The sequence below is a fragment of the Metabacillus sp. RB-C-LZQ-3-1 genome (assembly GCF_058315175.1).
Genome location: NZ_JBZFLI010000008.1, coordinates 165,414 through 185,666, shown reverse-complemented (window position 1 = coordinate 185,666; position 20,253 = coordinate 165,414). Strand labels below are relative to the sequence as shown.

General features: G+C 35.4%; 23 protein-coding genes and 4 tRNA genes. 21 read left to right on the top strand and 6 right to left on the bottom strand.

The genetic code is table 11. The annotated features are described in order from the left end of the window. Positions 1-314: 314 nt before the first annotated feature. From AC4GZ8_RS14835 to rlmH (AC4GZ8_RS14775), 13 genes are all read left to right on the top strand, one after another. Positions 315-390: transfer RNA gene (locus AC4GZ8_RS14835), tRNA-Lys, on the top strand. A 19-nt stretch (positions 391-409) separates the two neighbouring features. Beyond that, positions 410-484 (top strand) — tRNA-Glu (locus AC4GZ8_RS14830). 30 nt (positions 485-514) lie between these two features. Then, positions 515-591, top strand: a tRNA-Asp gene (locus AC4GZ8_RS14825). Positions 592-987: 396 nt separating this feature from the next. Then, a tRNA-Phe gene (locus AC4GZ8_RS14820) sits at positions 988-1,060 on the top strand. Positions 1,061-1,335: 275 nt separating this feature from the next. Continuing rightward, on the top strand, positions 1,336-2,781 hold the full coding sequence (locus AC4GZ8_RS14815; protein WP_491082673.1) for a peptidoglycan DD-metalloendopeptidase family protein: 1,446 nt from the start codon (positions 1,336-1,338) through the stop codon (positions 2,779-2,781). A gap of 345 nt (positions 2,782-3,126) precedes the next feature. Further along, positions 3,127-3,834 carry a response regulator YycF gene (gene yycF, locus AC4GZ8_RS14810; protein WP_491082672.1) on the top strand — a complete coding sequence of 236 codons (708 nt, stop codon included), beginning with the start codon at positions 3,127-3,129 and terminating at the stop codon, positions 3,832-3,834. Between the two features lie 4 nt (positions 3,835-3,838). Then, positions 3,839-5,662, top strand: coding sequence for a cell wall metabolism sensor histidine kinase WalK (walK, locus tag AC4GZ8_RS14805; protein ID WP_491082671.1), 1,824 nt, complete (start codon positions 3,839-3,841; stop codon positions 5,660-5,662). Continuing rightward, the gene (locus AC4GZ8_RS14800; RefSeq protein ID WP_491082670.1) at positions 5,659-7,005 is read left to right on the top strand and encodes a YycH family regulatory protein; all 1,347 of its coding nucleotides are present in this window, start codon (positions 5,659-5,661) and stop codon (positions 7,003-7,005) included. Before walK ends, AC4GZ8_RS14800 begins: the two co-directional genes overlap by 4 nt. Then, complete coding sequence (locus AC4GZ8_RS14795; RefSeq protein ID WP_491082669.1) at positions 6,992-7,816, top strand: two-component system regulatory protein YycI; 825 nt, start codon at positions 6,992-6,994, stop codon at positions 7,814-7,816. The genes AC4GZ8_RS14800 and AC4GZ8_RS14795 overlap by 14 nt, the downstream gene beginning before the upstream one ends. A 20-nt stretch (positions 7,817-7,836) precedes the next feature. Further along, positions 7,837-8,631, top strand: coding sequence for an MBL fold metallo-hydrolase (locus tag AC4GZ8_RS14790; RefSeq protein ID WP_491082668.1), 795 nt, complete (start codon positions 7,837-7,839; stop codon positions 8,629-8,631). 108 nt (positions 8,632-8,739) lie between these two features. Beyond that, on the top strand, positions 8,740-9,960 hold the full coding sequence (locus tag AC4GZ8_RS14785) for a S1C family serine protease (RefSeq protein WP_491082667.1): 1,221 nt from the start codon (positions 8,740-8,742) through the stop codon (positions 9,958-9,960). A 240-nt stretch (positions 9,961-10,200) separates the two neighbouring features. Further along, positions 10,201-10,356 (top strand): CxxH/CxxC protein, encoded by a 156-nt coding sequence (locus tag AC4GZ8_RS14780; protein WP_491082666.1) that lies wholly within the window; start codon positions 10,201-10,203, stop codon positions 10,354-10,356. An 81-nt stretch (positions 10,357-10,437) separates the two neighbouring features. Continuing rightward, on the top strand, positions 10,438-10,917 hold the full coding sequence (rlmH, locus tag AC4GZ8_RS14775) for a 23S rRNA (pseudouridine(1915)-N(3))-methyltransferase RlmH (RefSeq protein WP_491082665.1): 480 nt from the start codon (positions 10,438-10,440) through the stop codon (positions 10,915-10,917). On the opposite strand, the gene AC4GZ8_RS14770 is transcribed toward rlmH (AC4GZ8_RS14775), so the two are convergent. Both AC4GZ8_RS14770 and AC4GZ8_RS14765 read right to left on the bottom strand, forming a co-directional pair. After that, positions 10,819-12,570, bottom strand: a complete 1,752-nt coding sequence (locus AC4GZ8_RS14770) for a recombinase family protein (protein WP_491082664.1) — start codon at positions 12,568-12,570, stop codon at positions 10,819-10,821. The genes rlmH (AC4GZ8_RS14775) and AC4GZ8_RS14770 overlap by 99 nt on opposite strands. Continuing rightward, the gene (locus AC4GZ8_RS14765; protein WP_491082663.1) at positions 12,563-13,324 is read right to left on the bottom strand and encodes a hypothetical protein; all 762 of its coding nucleotides are present in this window, start codon (positions 13,322-13,324) and stop codon (positions 12,563-12,565) included. The genes AC4GZ8_RS14770 and AC4GZ8_RS14765 overlap by 8 nt, the downstream gene beginning before the upstream one ends. Positions 13,325-13,453: 129 nt before the next feature. Here AC4GZ8_RS14765 and AC4GZ8_RS14760 point away from each other — a divergent pair, with 129 nt between their 5' ends. The 5 genes from AC4GZ8_RS14760 to rlmH (AC4GZ8_RS14740) all read left to right on the top strand — a co-directional run bounded on the left by AC4GZ8_RS14760 (position 13,454) and on the right by rlmH (AC4GZ8_RS14740) (position 15,917). Beyond that, the gene (locus AC4GZ8_RS14760) at positions 13,454-13,624 is read left to right on the top strand and encodes a hypothetical protein (protein WP_491082662.1); all 171 of its coding nucleotides are present in this window, start codon (positions 13,454-13,456) and stop codon (positions 13,622-13,624) included. A 47-nt stretch (positions 13,625-13,671) separates the two neighbouring features. Next, a complete protein-coding gene (locus tag AC4GZ8_RS14755) occupies positions 13,672-13,992 on the top strand; it encodes a hypothetical protein (protein ID WP_491082661.1) in 321 nt (106 codons plus the stop codon). A gap of 8 nt (positions 13,993-14,000) precedes the next feature. Next, a complete protein-coding gene (locus AC4GZ8_RS14750) occupies positions 14,001-14,699 on the top strand; it encodes a phage/plasmid replication domain-containing protein (RefSeq protein ID WP_491082660.1) in 699 nt (232 codons plus the stop codon). Between the two features lie 96 nt (positions 14,700-14,795). After that, the gene (locus AC4GZ8_RS14745; RefSeq protein ID WP_491082659.1) at positions 14,796-15,146 is read left to right on the top strand and encodes a hypothetical protein; all 351 of its coding nucleotides are present in this window, start codon (positions 14,796-14,798) and stop codon (positions 15,144-15,146) included. 291 nt (positions 15,147-15,437) lie between these two features. Then, entirely contained in the window at positions 15,438-15,917 is a 480-nt protein-coding gene (rlmH, locus tag AC4GZ8_RS14740; RefSeq protein ID WP_491082658.1) for a 23S rRNA (pseudouridine(1915)-N(3))-methyltransferase RlmH, read from the top strand. 293 nt (positions 15,918-16,210) lie between these two features. Here the strand turns inward: rlmH (AC4GZ8_RS14740) and radC are convergent, their stop codons facing one another. The 4 genes from radC to AC4GZ8_RS14720 form a co-directional block, all read right to left on the bottom strand. Beyond that, a complete protein-coding gene (gene radC, locus AC4GZ8_RS14735; RefSeq protein ID WP_491082657.1) occupies positions 16,211-16,819 on the bottom strand; it encodes a RadC family protein in 609 nt (202 codons plus the stop codon). 193 nt (positions 16,820-17,012) lie between these two features. Continuing rightward, the gene (locus AC4GZ8_RS14730; RefSeq protein WP_491082656.1) at positions 17,013-17,783 is read right to left on the bottom strand and encodes a hypothetical protein; all 771 of its coding nucleotides are present in this window, start codon (positions 17,781-17,783) and stop codon (positions 17,013-17,015) included. Positions 17,784-17,808: 25 nt separating this feature from the next. Next, complete coding sequence (locus tag AC4GZ8_RS14725; RefSeq protein ID WP_491082655.1) at positions 17,809-18,327, bottom strand: hypothetical protein; 519 nt, start codon at positions 18,325-18,327, stop codon at positions 17,809-17,811. Positions 18,328-18,344: 17 nt separating this feature from the next. Then, on the bottom strand, positions 18,345-18,572 hold the full coding sequence (locus tag AC4GZ8_RS14720; RefSeq protein ID WP_491082654.1) for a hypothetical protein: 228 nt from the start codon (positions 18,570-18,572) through the stop codon (positions 18,345-18,347). 264 nt (positions 18,573-18,836) lie between these two features. Between AC4GZ8_RS14720 and AC4GZ8_RS14715 the strand changes: the two genes are divergently transcribed. Genes AC4GZ8_RS14715 through AC4GZ8_RS14705 form a run of 3 tightly spaced genes read left to right on the top strand, consistent with a single transcriptional unit; the run spans position 18,837 to position 20,253 of the window. Beyond that, positions 18,837-19,082 carry a TIGR04540 family protein gene (locus tag AC4GZ8_RS14715; RefSeq protein ID WP_491082653.1) on the top strand — a complete coding sequence of 82 codons (246 nt, stop codon included), beginning with the start codon at positions 18,837-18,839 and terminating at the stop codon, positions 19,080-19,082. 23 nt (positions 19,083-19,105) lie between these two features. After that, positions 19,106-19,708, top strand: coding sequence for a DUF1819 family protein (locus AC4GZ8_RS14710; RefSeq protein WP_078145971.1), 603 nt, complete (start codon positions 19,106-19,108; stop codon positions 19,706-19,708). After that, entirely contained in the window at positions 19,705-20,253 is a 549-nt protein-coding gene (locus AC4GZ8_RS14705) for a BREX protein BrxB domain-containing protein (RefSeq protein WP_078145972.1), read from the top strand. Before AC4GZ8_RS14710 ends, AC4GZ8_RS14705 begins: the two co-directional genes overlap by 4 nt.

The window sequence follows — 20,253 nt, the reverse complement described above, 5'->3', positions numbered from 1 at the left end:
AAATAATATTTAAGAGCAACAATCTTTGCAAAAACAGCCTTACTATAATATGAAAAATAAATATATTTTTTTAAAAAATATATTGTAAAGTAATTCATATGATGATATGATAGATCACGTCCTGTTAAGACAAGTTGTTCTTAGCAAATAGTTCTCATTATAAAATGAGCCATTAGCTCAGTTGGTAGAGCACGAACGAGTAAGCTTCGAAGCAACACATCAGCACACAAATCGAGCTGCTCCTTGAATAAGCTTTCTGAGATTTGCGTGTCTGAAACAAGTGGAAAACTAAGTTGTACTTCTCATTATAAAATGAGCCATTAGCTCAGTTGGTAGAGCATCTGACTTTTAATCAGAGGGTCGAAGGTTCGAGTCCTTCATGGCTCACCATTGTTTTTAGAAAAACAGTGGCCCGTTGGTCAAGCGGTTAAGACACCGCCCTTTCACGGCGGTAACACGGGTTCGAATCCCGTACGGGTCACCATTTCATTTATTAATATCATAATCAAAAAACGGTCCGGTAGTTCAGTTGGTTAGAATGCCTGCCTGTCACGCAGGAGGTCGCGGGTTCGAGTCCCGTCCGGACCGCCATTTACATATAAATTATGGTGTAGAAAATTTACTTGCTAGTAAATTAATGAATAAGTAAAAGGGTTTCAATAAGGGAGAAGGTCGAGGAAGCGACTGAGTGAGCACCGGAGCGTATGACAATACGTGAGGATGTAAGCGATGGAGCTGACGAAGAGATTCGAATCTTAGTTAAAACCTTAAACCACATATGGCTCGGTAGCTCAGTTGGTAGAGCACGCCCGAATAAGCTCCTTTGAAATAGCATCAGCGTACTCATCGAGTAACATCTTGAATAAACTTCCTGAGATGAGGACGATTTTCAAGTTGGCAATATGGAAATGATACTTAAGTAAAGAGGTAATTTTTAGTACATGAACCTCTTAAATAGATTATGAAATATAAATACAATCTAATTATGGCTCGGTAGCTCAGTTGGTAGAGCAATGGACTGAAAATCCATGTGTCGGCGGTTCGATTCCGTCCCGAGCCACTCAAAAGACATGAATCTTAAGAGATTCATGTCTTTTTTTCTATATTTACGGGAAAATTGGTAGATTTAAAATGTCATGATGCGACAATATAACCAAAAATTGTATCCAATAATACAGTAATATTACAATTCAATGATTTTTACCGTGCGATTATTGAATCTGTGTTAAATTAGTAAAGGGTAAAATGACGTGAATTTTGTCGGTATTTAAGAGTGAATTCATAGTAGTAGGCTTTTTGAAGTGCTCTACTTTATAGATTTAGGAGGAAATACCATTGTTTAAGCGTTCAACTAGAGTGCTTGGCGGTCAAAAGCCATCCAAGATGCGCTCAAATCTAAAAAAATGGACTATGGGTGTAATTTTAGCGACATCCTTAACATTTGCAATAAATGCTCAAGCTGAAGATTCTTTATCAACTGTTTACCATATTTATCTTCAAAATGAGTACATGGGCACAGTAGACAATCAAAATGTAATTGAAGAGCTTAGCTCATTAAAAATTAATAAACTAAAAGATACGTATAAAGATTATCAACTAACAGTCGAAGATGTTGAGATCATTCCCGAAAAAATGTTTCGACCAGTTTTTAATAATGCTGAAGTTCTAGAGAATCTGGAGCAAAACCTTGATGTTGTAGTGGAAGCGACTGTTTTGAAAATCAATGATCAAGAAGTTGCAGCCTTTCAAGATAGCTTGACTGCACAAAATGTGTTAGAAGAATATAAACAGCAATATGTTTCAAAGGAAGTATTAGACGACTTAGCAGCGAGACAAAAGAATCAGCCATTACCAGCTCTTAAAGAGGGGCAATCTCGCATTACGGAAGTTTCTTTTACTGAAGAGGTTACACTTGAAGAAAAAAAGGTAATACCTGAAAAGGTTTTGACTTCTAATGAGGGACTTAACCTATTGGAAAAAGGAACACCTGTAGAGAAGAAATATGAGGTGCAGGGGAATGATGTCCTTGGGGAAATAGCTTCAAAACATGATCTGCCTCTTGAGAAGCTGCTAGAGCTTAATCCTGGACTTGAGGAAGATTCTGTTATTAAACCAGGTGATTTGTTAAACGTAACCGAGTTAAAGCCATATGTAATGGTTCAAGTTGAAGAAGAAGTTTCTGAAAAAGAAACAATTGCTTATAAAACAGAAACAAAAGAAGATGCCTCCATGCCAAAGGGAGAAGAGGAAACTTCCCAAGAAGGTGTGAATGGAGAGAGATTAGTTCATTATATTGTTACAAAACAAAATGGTTCTGAGACAACAAAAGAAGTTTTAACTGAAAAAATTATAAAGGAACCAGTAAACGAAATCATCATAAAAGGTACGAAAGTAATTCCATCAAGAGGAACCGGAAACTTAGCATGGCCTGCAGTAGGCGGCTATATTTCTAGTGGACTTGGACAACGCTGGGGTAAACTGCATAAGGGAATTGATATAGCAAGACCTAGTGATCGTACAATAAAAGCTGCAGATAATGGACGGGTTATATCAGCAGGTTATAGCGGTGGTTATGGAAATAAGGTTGTCATTGATCATAACAATGGAATGAAGACTGTTTATGCACATTTAAGTTCAATATCTGTCTCAGTCGGACAAGTTGTGTCACAAGGACAGAAACTGGGTGTAATGGGCTCAACAGGAAATTCTACAGGAATTCACCTTCACTTTGAAGTATATGAGAATGGAAACCTTAAAAATCCGGAAAATTATTTAAAATAAGAGGATAGAAAGGGTCTGACACACTAGTAATTTAGGTCAGTCCCTTTTTTTACTTTTAGAAAAATGAAGGCTTTTGGCGATTAGGACTTGTGAAAAGCCAAATTTTTCTCATCTTTTTACTCATTATTATTTTTATACCACTGCAAAACTTATAGTAAACTAATATAGATAGGGATCTTTGAAAAAGATGATTCTTCTCTTTGAACATGGTACATTTAACTATATGAAAATTTACTAGCAGAAAGCTAACTTTGATACCACTATGCTGATTGAAGCATAAGTCAGCAGGTTAGGATAAAAAGAAGATCCAAAAATGTAGGACAAGATATATAAAGGGGCGAGAATATGGAAAAGAAGATATTAGTTGTTGATGATGAAAAACCAATTGCAGATATATTACAATTTAACCTAAAAAAAGAGGGTTATGCTGTTTACTGTGCATATGATGGGAATCAAGCATTAGAAATGGTAGAAGAGGTCAATCCAGATCTCATCTTATTAGATATTATGCTTCCAAACAGAGATGGAATGGAAGTATGTAGAGAAGTGAGAAAAAAATATGAAATGCCAATCATTATGTTAACTGCAAAGGATTCAGAGATAGACAAAGTGCTCGGTCTTGAATTAGGTGCTGATGACTATGTGACAAAGCCTTTTAGCACTCGTGAATTATTAGCAAGGGTTAAAGCAAATCTACGAAGACAGCAAGCGAATGATTCAAGTGAATTGAAAGGAGCATCAAATGAAATCTCAATAGGTTCACTTGTCATCCACCCTGATGCATATGTTGTATCTAAACGCGGAGAAACCATTGAATTGACACACCGTGAGTTTGAGTTGCTTCATTATCTTGCTCAGCATATTGGACAGGTTATGACGCGAGAGCATCTTTTACAAACAGTATGGGGATATGATTACTTTGGAGATGTCAGAACAGTCGATGTGACGGTCCGACGCTTAAGAGAAAAAATTGAAGATAACCCTAGTCACCCAACCTGGATTGTAACAAGACGCGGGGTAGGCTATTACTTAAAGCAATCAGAACAGGATTAATAGTATGAAAAGAGTAAGGTTTTTTCAATCTATTCATTTTAAGTTTGTTTCGGTTTATGTACTGCTTATCATGTTAGCTATGCAAATAATTGGAATCTATTTTGTGAAGGAATTAGAAACTTCACTAAAATCCAACTTTGAGACTTCATTAACGAAGCGAGTAAGTCTTTTGGTTTATAATATTGAGCAAGAAATGTCACGGGATCCTAAAGAATATACAGATGGAAAAACACTAAATAGTGAAATTACGTCAATTATTGGTGATTTCCTAACTGAAGAAATAATAGAGGTTCGAGTCATTGATATGAGTAAAACTGTTATCGCAACCTCTAGTAGTAATCAGGATATTGTAGGGAAGAAAACAACTGAAGAGTCTGTTCGACGTGCATTAGTTGGACTTGATTATACAGGTTTAGGAATTCATGACGAAACAAACGATCGTGTTCGAGTTATGACTGTTCCTGTTAATCATAATAATCAAACCATCGGTGCAGTTTATGTGATGGCATCGATGGAAGAAGTTTTTTTGCAGATGAGTATTATTAACAAGATACTAGCAACAGGCACAATTATCTCATTAGTTATTACTGCAGCGCTGGGTATTTTTCTGGCAAGGACTATTACTAGACCAATGACTGATATGAGGAAGCAGGCGATAGAATTAGCCAATGGTAATTTCTCTCGAAAAGTAAAAGTATATGGAGAAGATGAAATTGGTCAACTTGCTATCACTTTTAATTATCTGACAGAAAAACTTGAAGACGCACAAGCAATGACTGAGGGAGAACGGAAAAAATTAGCATCTGTTATTGCCCATATGACCGATGGTGTTATTGCGACAAACCGTGAAGGCCAAGTAATCTTAATTAATAATCCTGCATTAGAGATGTTAAATGTTTCACGTGGAACGATTCAGCAAACAACGATTACAGAACTCCTTGGAATCAGTGATGAATATACATTTGATAGTCTAATTGAAGAGCAAGAATCACTTGTGCTAGATACAGGCTCGGAAGAACGTCCATTTATTTTACGTGTAAGCTTTTCGGTTATTCAAAAAGAATCGGGGAAAATAGATGGGTTGATCGCTGTTTTGTATGATATTACAGAACAAGAGAAGATTGATCAAGAAAGAAGAGAATTTGTCGCGAATGTTTCTCATGAGCTGCGTACTCCTCTTACAACGATGAGAAGTTATTTAGAAGCATTAGCAGATGGGGCATGGAAGGATAAGGAGATCGCACCACAATTTTTACATGTGACTCAAACAGAAACAGAACGCATGATTCGTCTAGTAAATGACTTATTGCAGCTATCTAAGCTTGATCGAACAGATTATCAATTAACGAAAGAATGGATTAACTTTACGGACTTTTTCGAGAAAATTATCGATCGATTTGAGATGACAAAATCCCAGCACGTTACATTTATTCGAAACATACCAAAAGAACCTCTTTATGTTGACATAGATACTGATAAAATTACACAGGTTTTAGATAATATTATTTCTAATGCATTAAAGTACTCACCAGAAGGCGGAAAAGTAACCTTTACAATTGATATACTGCCATCAGAAATTCAAATTCGTGTAAAGGATGAAGGTGTTGGAATTCCACAAGAAAGTGTAAATAAAATTTTTGACCGTTTCTATCGAGTTGATAAAGCACGTACTCGTAAGCTGGGAGGAACTGGTTTGGGACTAGCGATTGCAAAAGAAATGGTCCAAGCACATGGAGGAGATATATGGGCACAAAGTAAGGAAGGATCAGGAACAACGGTGTTCTTTACTCTGCCATACGATCCAGAACAAGAGGATGAGTGGGAATGAATAAAGAGTCAATAAAAAGTGTGCTATTGATGATACTAGTTGCGACAAGTTTATTTTTCACATGGAATTTATGGAATTCACAGCCGCCTTATGAAGAATTTCAAAATAATAGTTTTGTTGAAAGTGTTCCTATCATAAGTGAGGAACGAGAACCTTATCAGGTCATAAAACCTTATCAGTTATTTCTTCATACATCTGAACAGCATTTTAGTACCTATGATGATCAATACTTAAATAATCTTTGGTCTGAAATGCAAACATGGGATTATAGTTTAAGCAGTAAGAGTAATATAATAAAAACCTATACAAAAGAGAATTTTACAAGTTGGATCCATGGGAAAGAGGAAGCTAAAGTAGAACTCAGATTCCTTGATGGGATACCATTTGAAACCTTTGAAACAATGTTTAAGTGGGAGACGGAATCAAGTGAGGACATCATGTTTGATCGAATCTATTTAAATGTGCCAAGGGAGAAGGAAGTCCAAAAGGTATTCTTTGTTTCAAGTGAAACATTAAAAATTGTTGAGACTTCTGTTAATATTTCGGATGCTAATCAATATGTTGCAGAGATTTACAGTCATAGAAACGAATTAAAGCCATTTTTCAGGTATGGTACAGAGGAAGATGTTGATTTTTTGTTACCTGAAAATGAAGTGAAATTGGACAGCTTTCAATATGTCATTACTGATGAAATTGACGGGTCCGTTTTTAAGAATGCTTTGTTTAGTAATCCTCAATATGTAAAACAAGATGTCAGTTTGTCAAAAAATCGCTATACAGATAGTTTAAGGGAGCTTAATATCGATTCGAATGAGCATACAGTGAAATTCGTGAATCCTTCATTGAGGGATACCAGCTTTCTTGAAAGTAATGCTCTCGTTAGTCAGAGTATTGATTATTTAAATGATCACGGTGGTTGGACAGATGATTATGTATTATACAAGATAAATGAGCTGACTCAGGAAATTAAATATGTTATGTCCATTCAATCAATTCCTGTTTTTGAATCTAGTGATGAGTTTTTTGGACCAACAATGATTTCCCAAAAATGGGGTCAAAGTGAAATATCCATATATGAGCGTCCTTCTTATCGACTTATGAGAGTCTTCTCAAGCAGTAACACGGTAACATTAATGTCCGGATATGAATTGGTGGATAATCTCTCTAAGGATCCATCTATTAATTTAAAGGATATAAAGGACATTTATATTATGTACGAACTAAGCGGAGAAACCGATCAACGGTTTGTGAAAATTATCCCTTATTGGTGTGTAGAACTACAGGACGGGAAAATTTTGAGAATAGACGGCATTCAAAGGGGTGATAAAAGTGGATTGGAGTAAGACGAAAACCATTTTTATCCTTGCTTTTCTCATTTTAGATATCTATTTGGCGATTGAATTCTTTGAGTTAAGAGACGAATCTGATTATGCGATTATTCAAGAGGCAACGATTGAGGAAAAGCTGGAGACTGAAGGAATCGTTTATAATGAATTGCCTGAGGACATCGATAAAAGCTTTTATATTACAGCAAAGAGTAAGGATTTCACAATTGATGAAGTGGCAAAACTAGAAAATCTAACACTTGAACTTCCAAATACAAATACAAACCTTAAAGAGGAAGAGTCATTTCGAACGTTGCGCATGTTATTGGATAAGCCTTTTCCATTGCCAGATGTAAACACACAAAGTAAAATCACTCAATTTCTAAAGGATAATGTTATTTCTGGTGATCAGTACCATTATTGGTATACAGATGACGAAACGAATTCTATAATATGTATTCAAAGATATAAAAATCGAAACATTTTTCAATCTAGAGAAGACCATATAGGAATGGTTATTTTGCACCTTAACGAGGATAATGAAATCATTAGTTATGAGCAATCGATGCTAGAGGAAATAAAGGAAGTAGAAGAAAAAGAGTCTGCTATCACTGCTTTAAAGGCAATCGAAGCTCTATATAATAAGAATTATTTAACACCAAATAGTGAAGTGTTGAATATTCAATACGGATATTACACTCACATCCCTCTTTCAAATCAGCAAATCTTAGCACCTACTTGGCATATTAATGTCGAAACAGAAAATGAAGAGAGAAAAGATTTCTATGTAAATGCTTTAGAAGGGGATGTTTTACAGCTAACGGAATAGGGAATAGAGGAGTGACAAAATTGAGCTTGCAGTTTAGCGTACTTGCAAGTGGCAGTACGGGGAATGCTATTTATGTTGAAGCCAATGATCAAGCATTTTTAGTGGATGCTGGATTAAGTGGAAAACAAATGACAAACTTATTTGAGCAAATAGGTCGCGATATCAAAAATCTATCAGGAATTCTAGTCACACATGAGCATAGTGATCATATAAAAGGATTAGGTGTACTTGCTAGAAAACATAAGCTTCCAATCTATGCGAATGAAAAAACATGGCAGGCGATGAATGGATTAATTGGCGAAATTTCAACAGACCAGAAGTTTGTTTTTCAAACAGGTGCTGTCAAAACATTTGGCTCATTAGATATTGAATCGTTTGGAGTTTCCCATGATGCAGCAGAGCCTATGTTTTTTGTGTTTCATCATGAGGGGAAGAAGCTTGCATTAATCACAGATACAGGCTATGTTAGTGATAAAATGAAGGGCACAATTCGTAATTCGGACGCCTTTGTTTTCGAGAGCAATCATGATGTTTCGATGCTGCAAATGGGTCACTATCCTTGGAGCATTAAAAGACGTATTCTAAGTGATGTGGGCCATGTTTCGAATGAGGATGCAGCCATTGCAATGATGGATGTTATCGGAGATGCGACAAAACGAATTTATTTAGCTCACTTAAGTAAGGATAACAATATGAAGGATCTAGCAAGAATGTCTGTTGAGCAAACACTTGCTAGTAAAGGCTTTATAACTGGCGAACAATTTGAATTATATGATACAGACCCAGTAACCCCAACTACACTTGTAGCAATTTAAAATTTACACAAAGTATCATCATCATCTTGGTTAATTTTCAATCTACAAGAGAATAATGTTGATTAGGTAAGCACTATTCAAGTGTGTTTGAAAGGAATGGTGAACATAATGGGCTATTATGATCAAGATTATGAGAATTATAATGCGAAAAAGCAGAAAGGAAATCGAGGAGGCTGGTTTTTAGCGGGATTTGTCGGAGCGATCTTAGGAGGATTGCTGATGTTCTTAGCTTTGCCGACACTTTCAACGATTCTGCCATATGAAATGGATTTAGGTGATGAGGCCCCAACCCAAGAAGGTGGCATTGAAAATCAATCCGGAATAACGAAGAATGTATCAGTCAATGTAAATTCAGCTATTACTGAAATCGTTGATGATGTATCAGATGCTGTTGTTGGTGTTGTTAACCTTCAGCAAGCTGATTTTTGGAATGAAACAGGTGAAGCAGGAACCGGTTCAGGAGTGATTTATAAAAAGGAAGGGAAAAATGCCTTTGTTGTCACAAATCACCATGTTATTGAGGGAGCTTCACAGGTTGAAATTAGCTTAAGTGATGGAACAAGGATTCCAGCTGAAATTTTAGGCAGTGATGTGTTAACGGACTTAGCTGTTTTACGAGTGGATAGTGAGAAAATTACGAAGGTAGCGGAGTTTGGTGACTCTGATGCCGTTAGACCTGGGGAACCAGTCATCGCAATTGGAAATCCACTTGGATTACAGTTTTCTGGATCTGTGACACAAGGTATTATATCAGGAACAGAAAGAGCGATTCCAATTGATGAAAATGGTGATGGGTTGGTTGATTGGAATGCAGAGGTTTTACAAACAGACGCAGCCATCAATCCAGGAAATAGTGGTGGAGCGCTTATCAATCTAGACGGAAAAGTCATAGGCATAAACTCCATGAAAATAGCTCAATCAGCTGTAGAAGGAATTGGTCTATCAATCCCTGCAAATCATGCGATCCCAATAATTGAAGATCTTGAGAAATATAGCGAAGTAAGACGCCCATTCATGGGAATCGGTATGAGATCGCTAAACGAAGTTTCTAGCTATCATAAGGCACAAACATTAAAGCTATCTGAAGACATTACAGACGGTGTCATTGTCATGAGTGTTGTCCCAGTATCACCAGCTGCTCAAGCTGGTTTACAGGAATTTGATGTGATCATCGAATTCGCAGGTGAAGAAGTAAAGGATATTATTGACTTAAGAAAAGTTCTTTATGATCAGGATGTTGGAGATACAGTTGAAGTGATATACTACCGGAACGGTGAAAAAATGTCTGGTAAGATGAAGCTAGGGGAAGAGAACACGTTGGGGAGCTAAAAATTAGCTCTCTTTTTTAAGTATAAAATCTTTACTTAGTTTTGGGTCTAGCTCCAGCGCCTAGCCCCTCTGGGGTCTAGCCAATTTAGAATTGAAGGCAAAGAACGCCTTTTATTCTAAATCGTCTTATTTGCCCTAGGCTGGTCAAGGCGCTTGCGTTTTTCTAATTTGGTTGTGGACAACTATTAAGGGTAAACTAAATATAAAATATCCACATGTGGATAAGGAGGATGTTGTGAAATGTATTGCTGTGAAGAGCATATCGAATTAGCGATTGATATGTATGTTGATGAAAAGGAAATTGCACCAGAAATAGAAAAAATTGATCAGGATGGTAAGTTATCCACAAGATGCCAAATGTGTGAGAAACCTGCTATATATGTTGTTGGAGGATGATTTTAACAACAATTGTGGATAAATTTTCAGAAATGTGGATAAGTTCTGTGGATAAACGAATTTAAAGCGGGGAAGCAAAAAATGAACATTTCAATTATTACAATAGGAAAGCTAAAAGAAAAATACTTGAAGCAAGGGATCGACGAATACTTAAAACGATTAACATCTTATGCAAAGGTGGAAATCATTGAATTACCAGATGAAAAAGCACCAGAAAACCTAAGCGATATTGAAATGGAGCAAGTAAAGGAAAAAGAGGGAGAAAGAATCCTAAGCAAAATAAGTGATGACACACATGTCATCGCCCTAGCTATTGAAGGAAAAATGAAATCCTCTGAGCAGTTAGCCAAAGACTTGGACCAGCTTGCTACGTATGGAAAGAGTAAAGTTGCGTTTGTGATTGGTGGATCACTTGGGTTAAGTCCAGCTGTAATGAAGAGATCAAATGATACTCTATCTTTTTCAAAGATGACGTTTCCTCATCAGTTGATGAGGTTGATTTTGTTGGAACAGGTTTATCGGGCGTTTAGGATTAATCGGGGGGAACCGTACATCTTTTAAGGGTAGAATATTAAGCGAATCCATAAATTCGCTTAATCCTTTACCATCTTTATTTTCAAGCATCCATGGTTCAACTGGCTCAATATACTCTGGTCGAATCGCATCCAATAAATCCAACGATTGTGCCTCTAATGCTTCTAGTGTAAAGTCAAAATGTAAATTAACTTTTTCAACTTGTCTGCCCACTCTTCGAGGAGCTTCTTTATTTATCTGGATATCCTTTATAATTAAACGAAGCAGTGCTTTTTGCTTTTCTGAATCAGCATCTCTTATTACTTTTTCTAAGTCGCTTAGAAGATGCAGCAATGCTTGATCGTCGATGGGTGTTGTTTCACACTCTTCTAGTTCTGAATTTAATGATTCAATCTTATTATTAAGTGTGGATTGCTCTTCCGTTAGTTCTTTTAATTTTGGCTTAAAAATAGATACAAGGGAAGGGTCATCCATTAGTTGATTAGTAATGTTGCTAATTCTTGTTTCTACCTTTTTGAGCTTAGAACGCAATCTATTTATTTCTTCAGTAATTGGTGTTTTAGCTTGGCTTCGTTGTTGGTTGATATTCTTGATTATGTGTCTTAAAACATACGGTTCAGATACAATTCGTTTTAACTCATTAAATACATGTTCTTCTGCTCTTTCAGCTCGAATGGAGTGTGCACTGCATACATTACTACCTTTATTATGAAACAGTCCGCAAACATAATAACGATATTTTTTACCTTTAGCTCCCTTAGATAATCCTGGAACCATTCCATATCCACATCTAGGACATTTAATAAGTCCGCTTAAAATAAAAGGAGCATGCGACTGAGAAGGTCTATGCGAACGCTTCTTGCGGCTTTTTTGGACACGATCCCATTGCTCTATTGTAATGATTGCCTCATGTTTTCCATCAACGAGAATATAGTCTTCATTTTTACCTTTACGATGTTTTTCTGACCAGTTTTCATACATGTTAAAGCGGATCTTCCCAATATAAATAGGGTTGTCTAATATCGTTTTTATCGTATTGATTGAAAAATCACATCCACGCTTTGTTTTATATCCCATAGCATTAATTCGGCTGACAATTGCTTTATATCCTAATTCTTGTTCTGCATAATCAAAAATTAAGCGTATGACATGTGCTTCTTCTTCATTTACAATCAATTCTTTATTAACACTCTCATAACCAAACACTCGTCCGCCATTAAATTGCCCTTGTTTAGCACGTTGAATCATCCCCATTTTAACTCGATCAATAATAGTTGATCGTTCCATTTCAGCAAAGGAACTTATTATAGTGTAAAACATCTTTCCACTAGGCGTTGTTGTGTCTATGCTCTCTGAGTAGCTTATAAGCTGTACATTAAAAGATTCTAAAAGCTCTACAATCTCTAGTGAATTTTTTGTATTTCGTGCTAGGCGATCAAGCTTGTATATAATTACGGCATTAAACTTTGCATTTTTTGCATCCTTTAAAAGACGCTTCATCTCAGGTCTACCTTCAATACTCTTACCACTTCTCCCTTCATCTATGTATTCCTCTGCAATTTCAATATTATTATTTTTGGCATATTCGTAAAGTAATCGCTTTTGAGCTTCAATACTGTATCCTTCCATTTGATCCTCTGTACTAACACGGGCATAAAGTACTGCGGTTCTTTTACTCATTACTATTCTCTCCTCTTTTTTTGGCTTTGTTTAAATTATTTAAAAGCTGTTCAGTGTACTTAACTGCTTTTTTGTGAGATTGATTGTCCATTTCCAATTTTTCATGTCTTGAGAACCACGGAAAAGCGTGTAGTGATGTATTCCCATAGTGAACATAATCTTGAGCTAATTTTATTGACTCTAATTTACTATCTGTGAGTTCTGGATCTATTGAAACATCTAATGTATTGATTTGATTAATGATATTTGAGAGTAAGTAAAATAGGTGTTGATCGGAATACTTTACGCGACTTTTAAAAATAAAGGTCATTTGTTCATCTTGATTTGAAGCGACTTTACTAACCATAGTTTTAATGGTGTATTCATTTTCAAGAAGCGGGTTAATCTCTGGATCATATTGATCTTCAGCTTGTTCAGCTTCGTTATCTGTGTCTTCATCGTAAAGAGGAGGAGTTAATTCAACAGTTTCATAAGTACTGTTTTGATAATAGTCATCAAAGAACATATACAAGTCAGCTCCAAAGTCTTTCGAGATTGCATATAAGACTTTGGAAGGAATATCCTTTGTTTTGTCTCTTTCAATAGTTGTTAATGTTGATTGGGAGAATAATTTAATTCGATTTGCTACGCTTTTACCACTGAATACATTCCCACACTTATTTTGAAGGTGTTCACGGATATATCGAACTCTTTTTCCTATAGATAACTTTGCTAAATCAGATAAATTAGTACTATTTAAAGTTATTTTTTTCATCGATACACTTCCCTGCATTAGTTATTTATTAACCTAACTATAACATAAAATTAAAAATATAAATAGGGATATTGTAATTTTAAATTATTTCGTGTTATGATTTGAATCATGAAAGCGAGGTGGTTAAACATGGATGAAAAAACAAACGTAAGTGCATATGGATTTTTAGAACTTGCTCGTGATAAAAGAGAGAGTATTGCAGATTGGGTAAGTGAAAAAGAAGCTAAAGGGAATCAATTTATTCAAAGGATCACTGATATTCTCGATGAGTATTATGCAAAGCACGAAAAAAATAAATGATTTCTCTGTAATACGTGCACAACTAGCTACTTAAGGAGCGTGATAACATGTTTGATACTGTGAAGTTAGGTGTGCCAATAATGCTAAGTAATCAAGAAATTGAAGATATTGAATGGACACAGTCAAATTCTTCACAAAGATCATCAAATGGCACAGGTCGTACGATTTTCAAGAACTTACACGATGGAGACTATAAAGGTTGTCCTTATATTAGATATACATACAAAGAGGATGATCCTACTAAGTGTTGGCTAAAAGTAGAAGTTTCCATACCAACATTTTTAAACGGCTCTAATGTTTATGAACTTCAGGAAGGTGACATAGAAACATTCTTTAAAGCTATTCGAAGTACATTGCGGTTAAACTAAAAATACCTTTGTCTCGAGTTCCTTCAATTGGTCGATGTACTGTTGAAAAGGTGCATGTGTGTAAAAATTTTAATGTTGGTAACCAAAAACAACATTATCTAAGAGCTATGTCTAGTTGTAACATAGCAAAATACCAAAAACGTCACTATTGTGCGGTTGGCTGTGACAAGATTGAATCTGTGGAATGGATTGCATCGAAGAGGAAAGAAAAAATTTATGATAAGGAAGCTGAAATTCAGCAACGGAAACAAACTTCAATCAATGAACGCCATTTAAAGAAGGCTAAGGGATTACTGAGGTATGAAATTGAGCTTTCTGATAATGAAATACGCCAAATTAACATAAATAGAAGAGCATATGATGTATTGAATATTGATGTTGCAGCACAGATTATTCAGAAGGGGTTAGAACGGAATGGTTTGAGTAGCGGTGTAATGTATACTTCCCTACAACAAGTCGTTGATGCTATAAACCAAGAGTCGATAGAATTGAGGACAAAATCTTCCTTAATAGCATTTGCAACAGAATTACTATTTAATGGTGAAGATGAGTGTAGAAACAAATATGCCCCTTCAACATTCAGAAAAAGAAAAATGCAAATGAGGAAAATACTTGGTGTAGATGAACTGTTAATCGGTGATAAACTGTTACCACCATTAAATGTATTACAACAAAAAAAGACTGCCCATGTTCTCGCAAAACAGTAGACAGCCAAAATAAATATCAGTTGAATTGATTATAGCATCAACAATGTTAATCTTCAAAATGTTGCTGAATGCTAAATACAGAGAGGAGAAACCCAATTGAGTGTTGTTGTTGATATAGTTGATACATTCCCGACACATAATACTTTAGCAGTGGGACGTGTAACATTACATTCTCTACTGATTGTATCGAGTGTTGCATTAAAAATAGATGATACATCAGAGCGATACTATATTGATTTCCCATCAAATAAAAATGGACAAGCACTGGTTGTACTATGTGATAAAACATTGAGAGAAAAGGTACATGATGCAATGGTGCATAAATACGAACAATACATTATGTCAATGAATTCAGATAGTAGTTCGAATTCAATGCCATACATCTATAAGTTAGAAAGAGAGCGAATTGAACGAAAGAAAAGAAAATATATTCCTTCAGTAATTTGATGTGCCTTTTTAAGTACATTGCACTACATTATGGTGTGATGTACTATTTTTATATGTGCTAACAATTTAAATTCTGTTTCCAATGTTACAATTAGAAAATTATGACTGTTATATATAAGAGTAAATTGTACGTGGATAGTTTTATTATTTTACTGTTTTAACTAAAATGCATTAATAACAATGGTTAACTTGAATAATAATATTCAAACCGTGGTGTTGAGCAAAAAAATATAGAAAAAATCAAAAATATGCCCATTAACGTAATTAGGTTGTATTTAAGAGGTGATTATCATGCAAATACAAATTGTAAGTGTCGGGAAAGTAAAAGAAAAATACATCAAACTAGGTATTGCTGAGTTTGAAAAACGACTGCGTCCATACTGTAAGCTGACAATGGATGAAGTGAATGATGAACAGGCACCTGAGCAATTGAGTGATAAAGAGTTATTTCAAGTAAAACAAAAAGAAGGTGATAGAATTTTAAGTAAAATTAAACCTTCTCAATATGTAATTGCTCTTGATTTACAGGGAGATAATTGGTCATCGGAGCAGTTATCAAATGAGATGGAGAAGCTTAGCGTCCACGGGAAAAGTCAATTATCCTTTGTAATAGGTGGTTCGAATGGTTTAAGTGACGATGTGTTACAGCGGGCCGATCAAAAGCTATCTTTCTCTAAAATGACATTCCCCCATCAACTGATGAAGCTAATATTGTTAGAACAAATATATCGAGCATTCAAAATACAGAAAAATGAGCCATATCATAAGTGAGTCGAGATGATATCTATCGCCGGAGGCTGAATTTTTTAAATTCCAATGTTACAATTTTGATGTTTAACGGATTAATACAAAGTAGCTAGCATTTTGAGAGCTATTGTTGATGTTACATAAATTAGGATAGATTGATAAAATCCCTTTATATCAAGGTTTATTTATGATTCCCGGATGGAACTGCACCAAAATGTAACGATTTTAGCGAACTTAAGCCCATTTCCTGCTTAAAGGTAAGAAAGCCAGTGATGGTACTGCTTTCAGCACTTTCACTGGCTCTCTAGTAAAAAATTTTATAGATAACCTTTTTCTTTTAAGCTAGTATATTGTTCTTGTCCAACAATTACATGATCAAGGATTTCAATGCCTACGACCTTACCAACTTCATTAAGGCGCTTTGTAACTTCAATATCTTCTCTACTTGGTTGCGGATTCCCCGATGGATGATTATGTGCAACGATGGCACTTGCACAACTACGACGGATTAAATATTTAAATGTCTCACGTGGATGAACAATAGATGCATTCAACGATCCTATAAAAACTGTTTCTCGAAACAGAACTTCATTTTTAGTGTTTAGCCCGAGTACGACAAAATGTTCTTGCGTTAGGTACTGCATATCCTTTAAGAATGTATATGCATCTTCAGGAGATCGGATAGTAAATCGATCTTCTACAGGAGTAGGTTGCATTCTTGCTAGTTTCAGAGCAGCTACTATTTGTTTAGCCTTAATTTTACCAATGCCTTTAATCGTCAATAATTCCTCTTCAGTTACTTCTAACAGCTCTTGTATGGATGGGTAGCGGTTGAAGATTTCGTTGACGACATAGCCATCTTCCTTTTCACGCATTGTTGTTGCTAATAATACCTTAAAAGTCATTTTATCGAATGTATTGTTCATTATATATTCCTCCATTTTTGTTTAATAGAATTAAAAAAGGAGAGACGGTGATCGTCCCTCCAATTGAGTAAATACATTTAATGCGATATATTGTTGTTAAGTGTTTTTGATTGTAGATGAGTTCATTGGCGGATGAGCTCATCTTTTTTTGCATAAAAAAATTCATCGAATATAAAGATATCCCATGAGCAATTCATTCTTTATCATTTTGCATATTCAAATTCTCCCCCTCATTAAACACATCTTTAAAGTGCAAAAGGTCTTGGATGAAATCAGATGCCTGCTTCTTGCTTAGTTTCGTGCTGTGGTCAACGTGGTACTTCATCTGCATCAATTCTTTTGCAACTTCATGGCGCATGTTAACTTCAGCAACAATTTGATAGATTTTGTGCAGCTGACGTTTGGTTACAGGTTCATCACCTCCTTTAAGGCTCGAGTTTGTTGGAAAATCTTCTATATCTTGCGTGAAAATTCCACTAGAACGTGTTGCTGATAATACAGCGTCAATCAACGCACGTTTTTTTGCCATCTTCAATACAGTGTTAACAATTGTATAAGGATCTTGTTGTTGAAATGCTGCTTCCTTACTGTTGCATGAACCAAGTCCTTCAGCTTCAATGACTCCGTTGTCCTTACGTGTTAGTGTCATCTTTACTTCATATGCAAAGATACCAGTCTCCCATTGCTCAATACGATTAACGACTTCTACTGTCTTCGAAAAACCAAATACATCACAAAGCTTTTCTGCCCCTGGTTTTAACAAGGTTGGTTTAGAGAAACCATCTACCATACCGTAGTCAACGCCTTTTACCATCACCTCGTCGACGAATGTTTGAAGCTCCTCAATACGACGTTTTGATTCAGAAGAAGATACAACAACATTAGGTAATGAAGATACAATAGATTTATCACCATTAGCGAATGGCACGATGTTATTGATTGTTGAATGTTTACCTGTCTTCATATGATTTTCACCTCCTTTCAAAGGATTAAGATCTTTTTTGAATGAACTTTGCCAATTTTGCTAAACCTTCTGATGTTTTATGATTAAATAATTGACTTGCGTGATGAGAAAGTTTATTTCCTCTGCTAATAGTTTTGCTAGAGATTGATGTAGCCTTCGATATCATACTGTGTGCTGATTGATTTAATTTATCGAGATTGTGGATCACATTTAAAAATATGTCTTCACCTTTTGCTTCCATCGTAGCTGCAGCATCCTTTAGTGCTCTACCAAAACGATTATTCAATGAAACGTGAGTATTAAGTTCATCCTCATGCAGAGCTTCGATTTTTTCTATTGCTGTTTGGATTTTGCTTCTACTACCAAGTAAATGGGAGAGCTTTACATAGTCATTACGCTCAATTGCATCTGCTACATCTATTGAAATTGCAGCACGTTGATTTAATAGAATCTCGTGAATTTCCTTAATTTCGAGAAAGGATTCACTTTTCTCCGTAAATAATCCTAATTTGAGTTGCTGCCCTGGCGATACATTTCCCTTCATAACTGATTTCCTCCTAATTAAAGTTTTTGTAAAAGATCTATTATTTGTTGAAGTAGTGATAACCCTTTAAGGTCAACTTTAGTAGTAAAGCCTTCTGATTTGCTTCTCTTGATGGGAATTAAATCAGCATCTTCAAGCTTTAGTAGATTTACTTTTTGAATGTCATACTTTGCTAGAAACTTAGCGGGAACCCATTGGTTTAGTTCCTTTGTCTTTACTAGAATTTTTACTAATGGCTGATTCATCTCACTCTCCTCCTTTCATATGCGCTCCTCTCACCACGCATGTCGTCTCTGTAAAACAAAAAACCGTTATCTATCCAAATTGATAAACAACAGTTTATATAAAAGGGGTGGGGCATAAAACGGGTGGGGTACCCCTTTACATATATAAAACGTGGAGCTGCCAGAAATTTTTGTATATTTTTCCCATCCCTATTGAGTTACTAAAGTACTAGAGATAAAATAAAGATAAAGTATAAAAAAAGTAAGAGTATTGAGGTGGCTTCCGTGGAAGTTAAACTATTTCAGAAAACACAGAGAGATTTAGCGGGATCGATTAATTTTGTAATAGATAAATATTGGGATGACGAGATAGACGAAACGAAAATGATTGAATTGATTCAAAAGCTGTATATTACTAATGCGAGCAAATTTGTTAAAAACGGTAAGTATACAACCATTATTCGTCAACAATGTGGAAAGAGAAGGCTTGAAGTCGTTGATCAAGTTCTTAATCAAACTAACGTCATTTAAGAAGGTAAGGTGAAGGAATATATATGGAATATTCCGCAGGATTTACGAAGGAAAAATGGTCTGAAAATGAGATTGAAGTTGTTTTAAAGCTCATGTCACAAGGAAAAGTGAAAAAAGAAATATTAGATGAAGTAATGGAGCAAAATTCATTTCAGTTAAGGAGCCCAGTAAGTATTAAAAATCGCTTTAATATGGTCTACAATCGAGCAGCTGTCCTTGACGATGAAATGAAGAAACACTTTTTAAACGCAAGCGACTATGATCGGAAGGCATTGACACTATACTCATTTTTAAAAGTATATCGAATACCATTAGAGTTTTACTTAGAAGTTATTGTATTTAAGTATGAACAGCAGGAGTCTCTATATAGTAATGACTTTCACTATTTCTTTGAAGGGAAAGCTGATGTAAGTGAAAAAGTCAGTCGTTGGAGACCCGAAACGATCAAGCGACTTGTTAGTTCATTGGTATTGTTTTTCAGGGATTCAAAGATGATTGATAAGATTGAACCAACAAAGTACCAAGTTAAACCGATATATATGAGTCAGTCATTAAAAACATATGCTGAGCAGAATGCTCCTCTATTATATTCTTTTACAATTCTAGAAAAGGTGAATGAAGAATGAAATCGACGTATGAACGATTAGAACAAATGGAAAAGCGAATTCTACAAGATAGCTTTACAAAACCAAGAGGGATTGGAAGTGACATTCCTCATTTTGTCTTAGACTATCCTCCTGAAGATGAATTACAAGTTCGTGTGTACATAAAGAACATGTTGAAACGAACCAAAATGGATATCAAAGAAGTAAATTTATTTGAATTTCTCCTTTCATTTTTTGATGAAGATGAGTTGGAAGAACTATTTGAAATGGAAGAAGAGGAAGGATTACAAGGTTTGATTGATGTATTCGAACCGATATTAAATGAAAGCAATACAATGATTCAACAATTTAAAGACATAACAGAAAATGGGGATCTTATTTTTATTACTGGGGTTGGTTCTGCGCATCCATTTTTGCGGTCGAGTCAATTACTTAAAGCCGTCTCTAGTAAAGGTTATAAAAAACCAATCGTATTATTCTATCCAGGTGAATTTACAGGATTGCGATTAAAATTATTTGGCATTCTTGACTATGAAGATGACTATCAATTATCACGTATTTCTTAG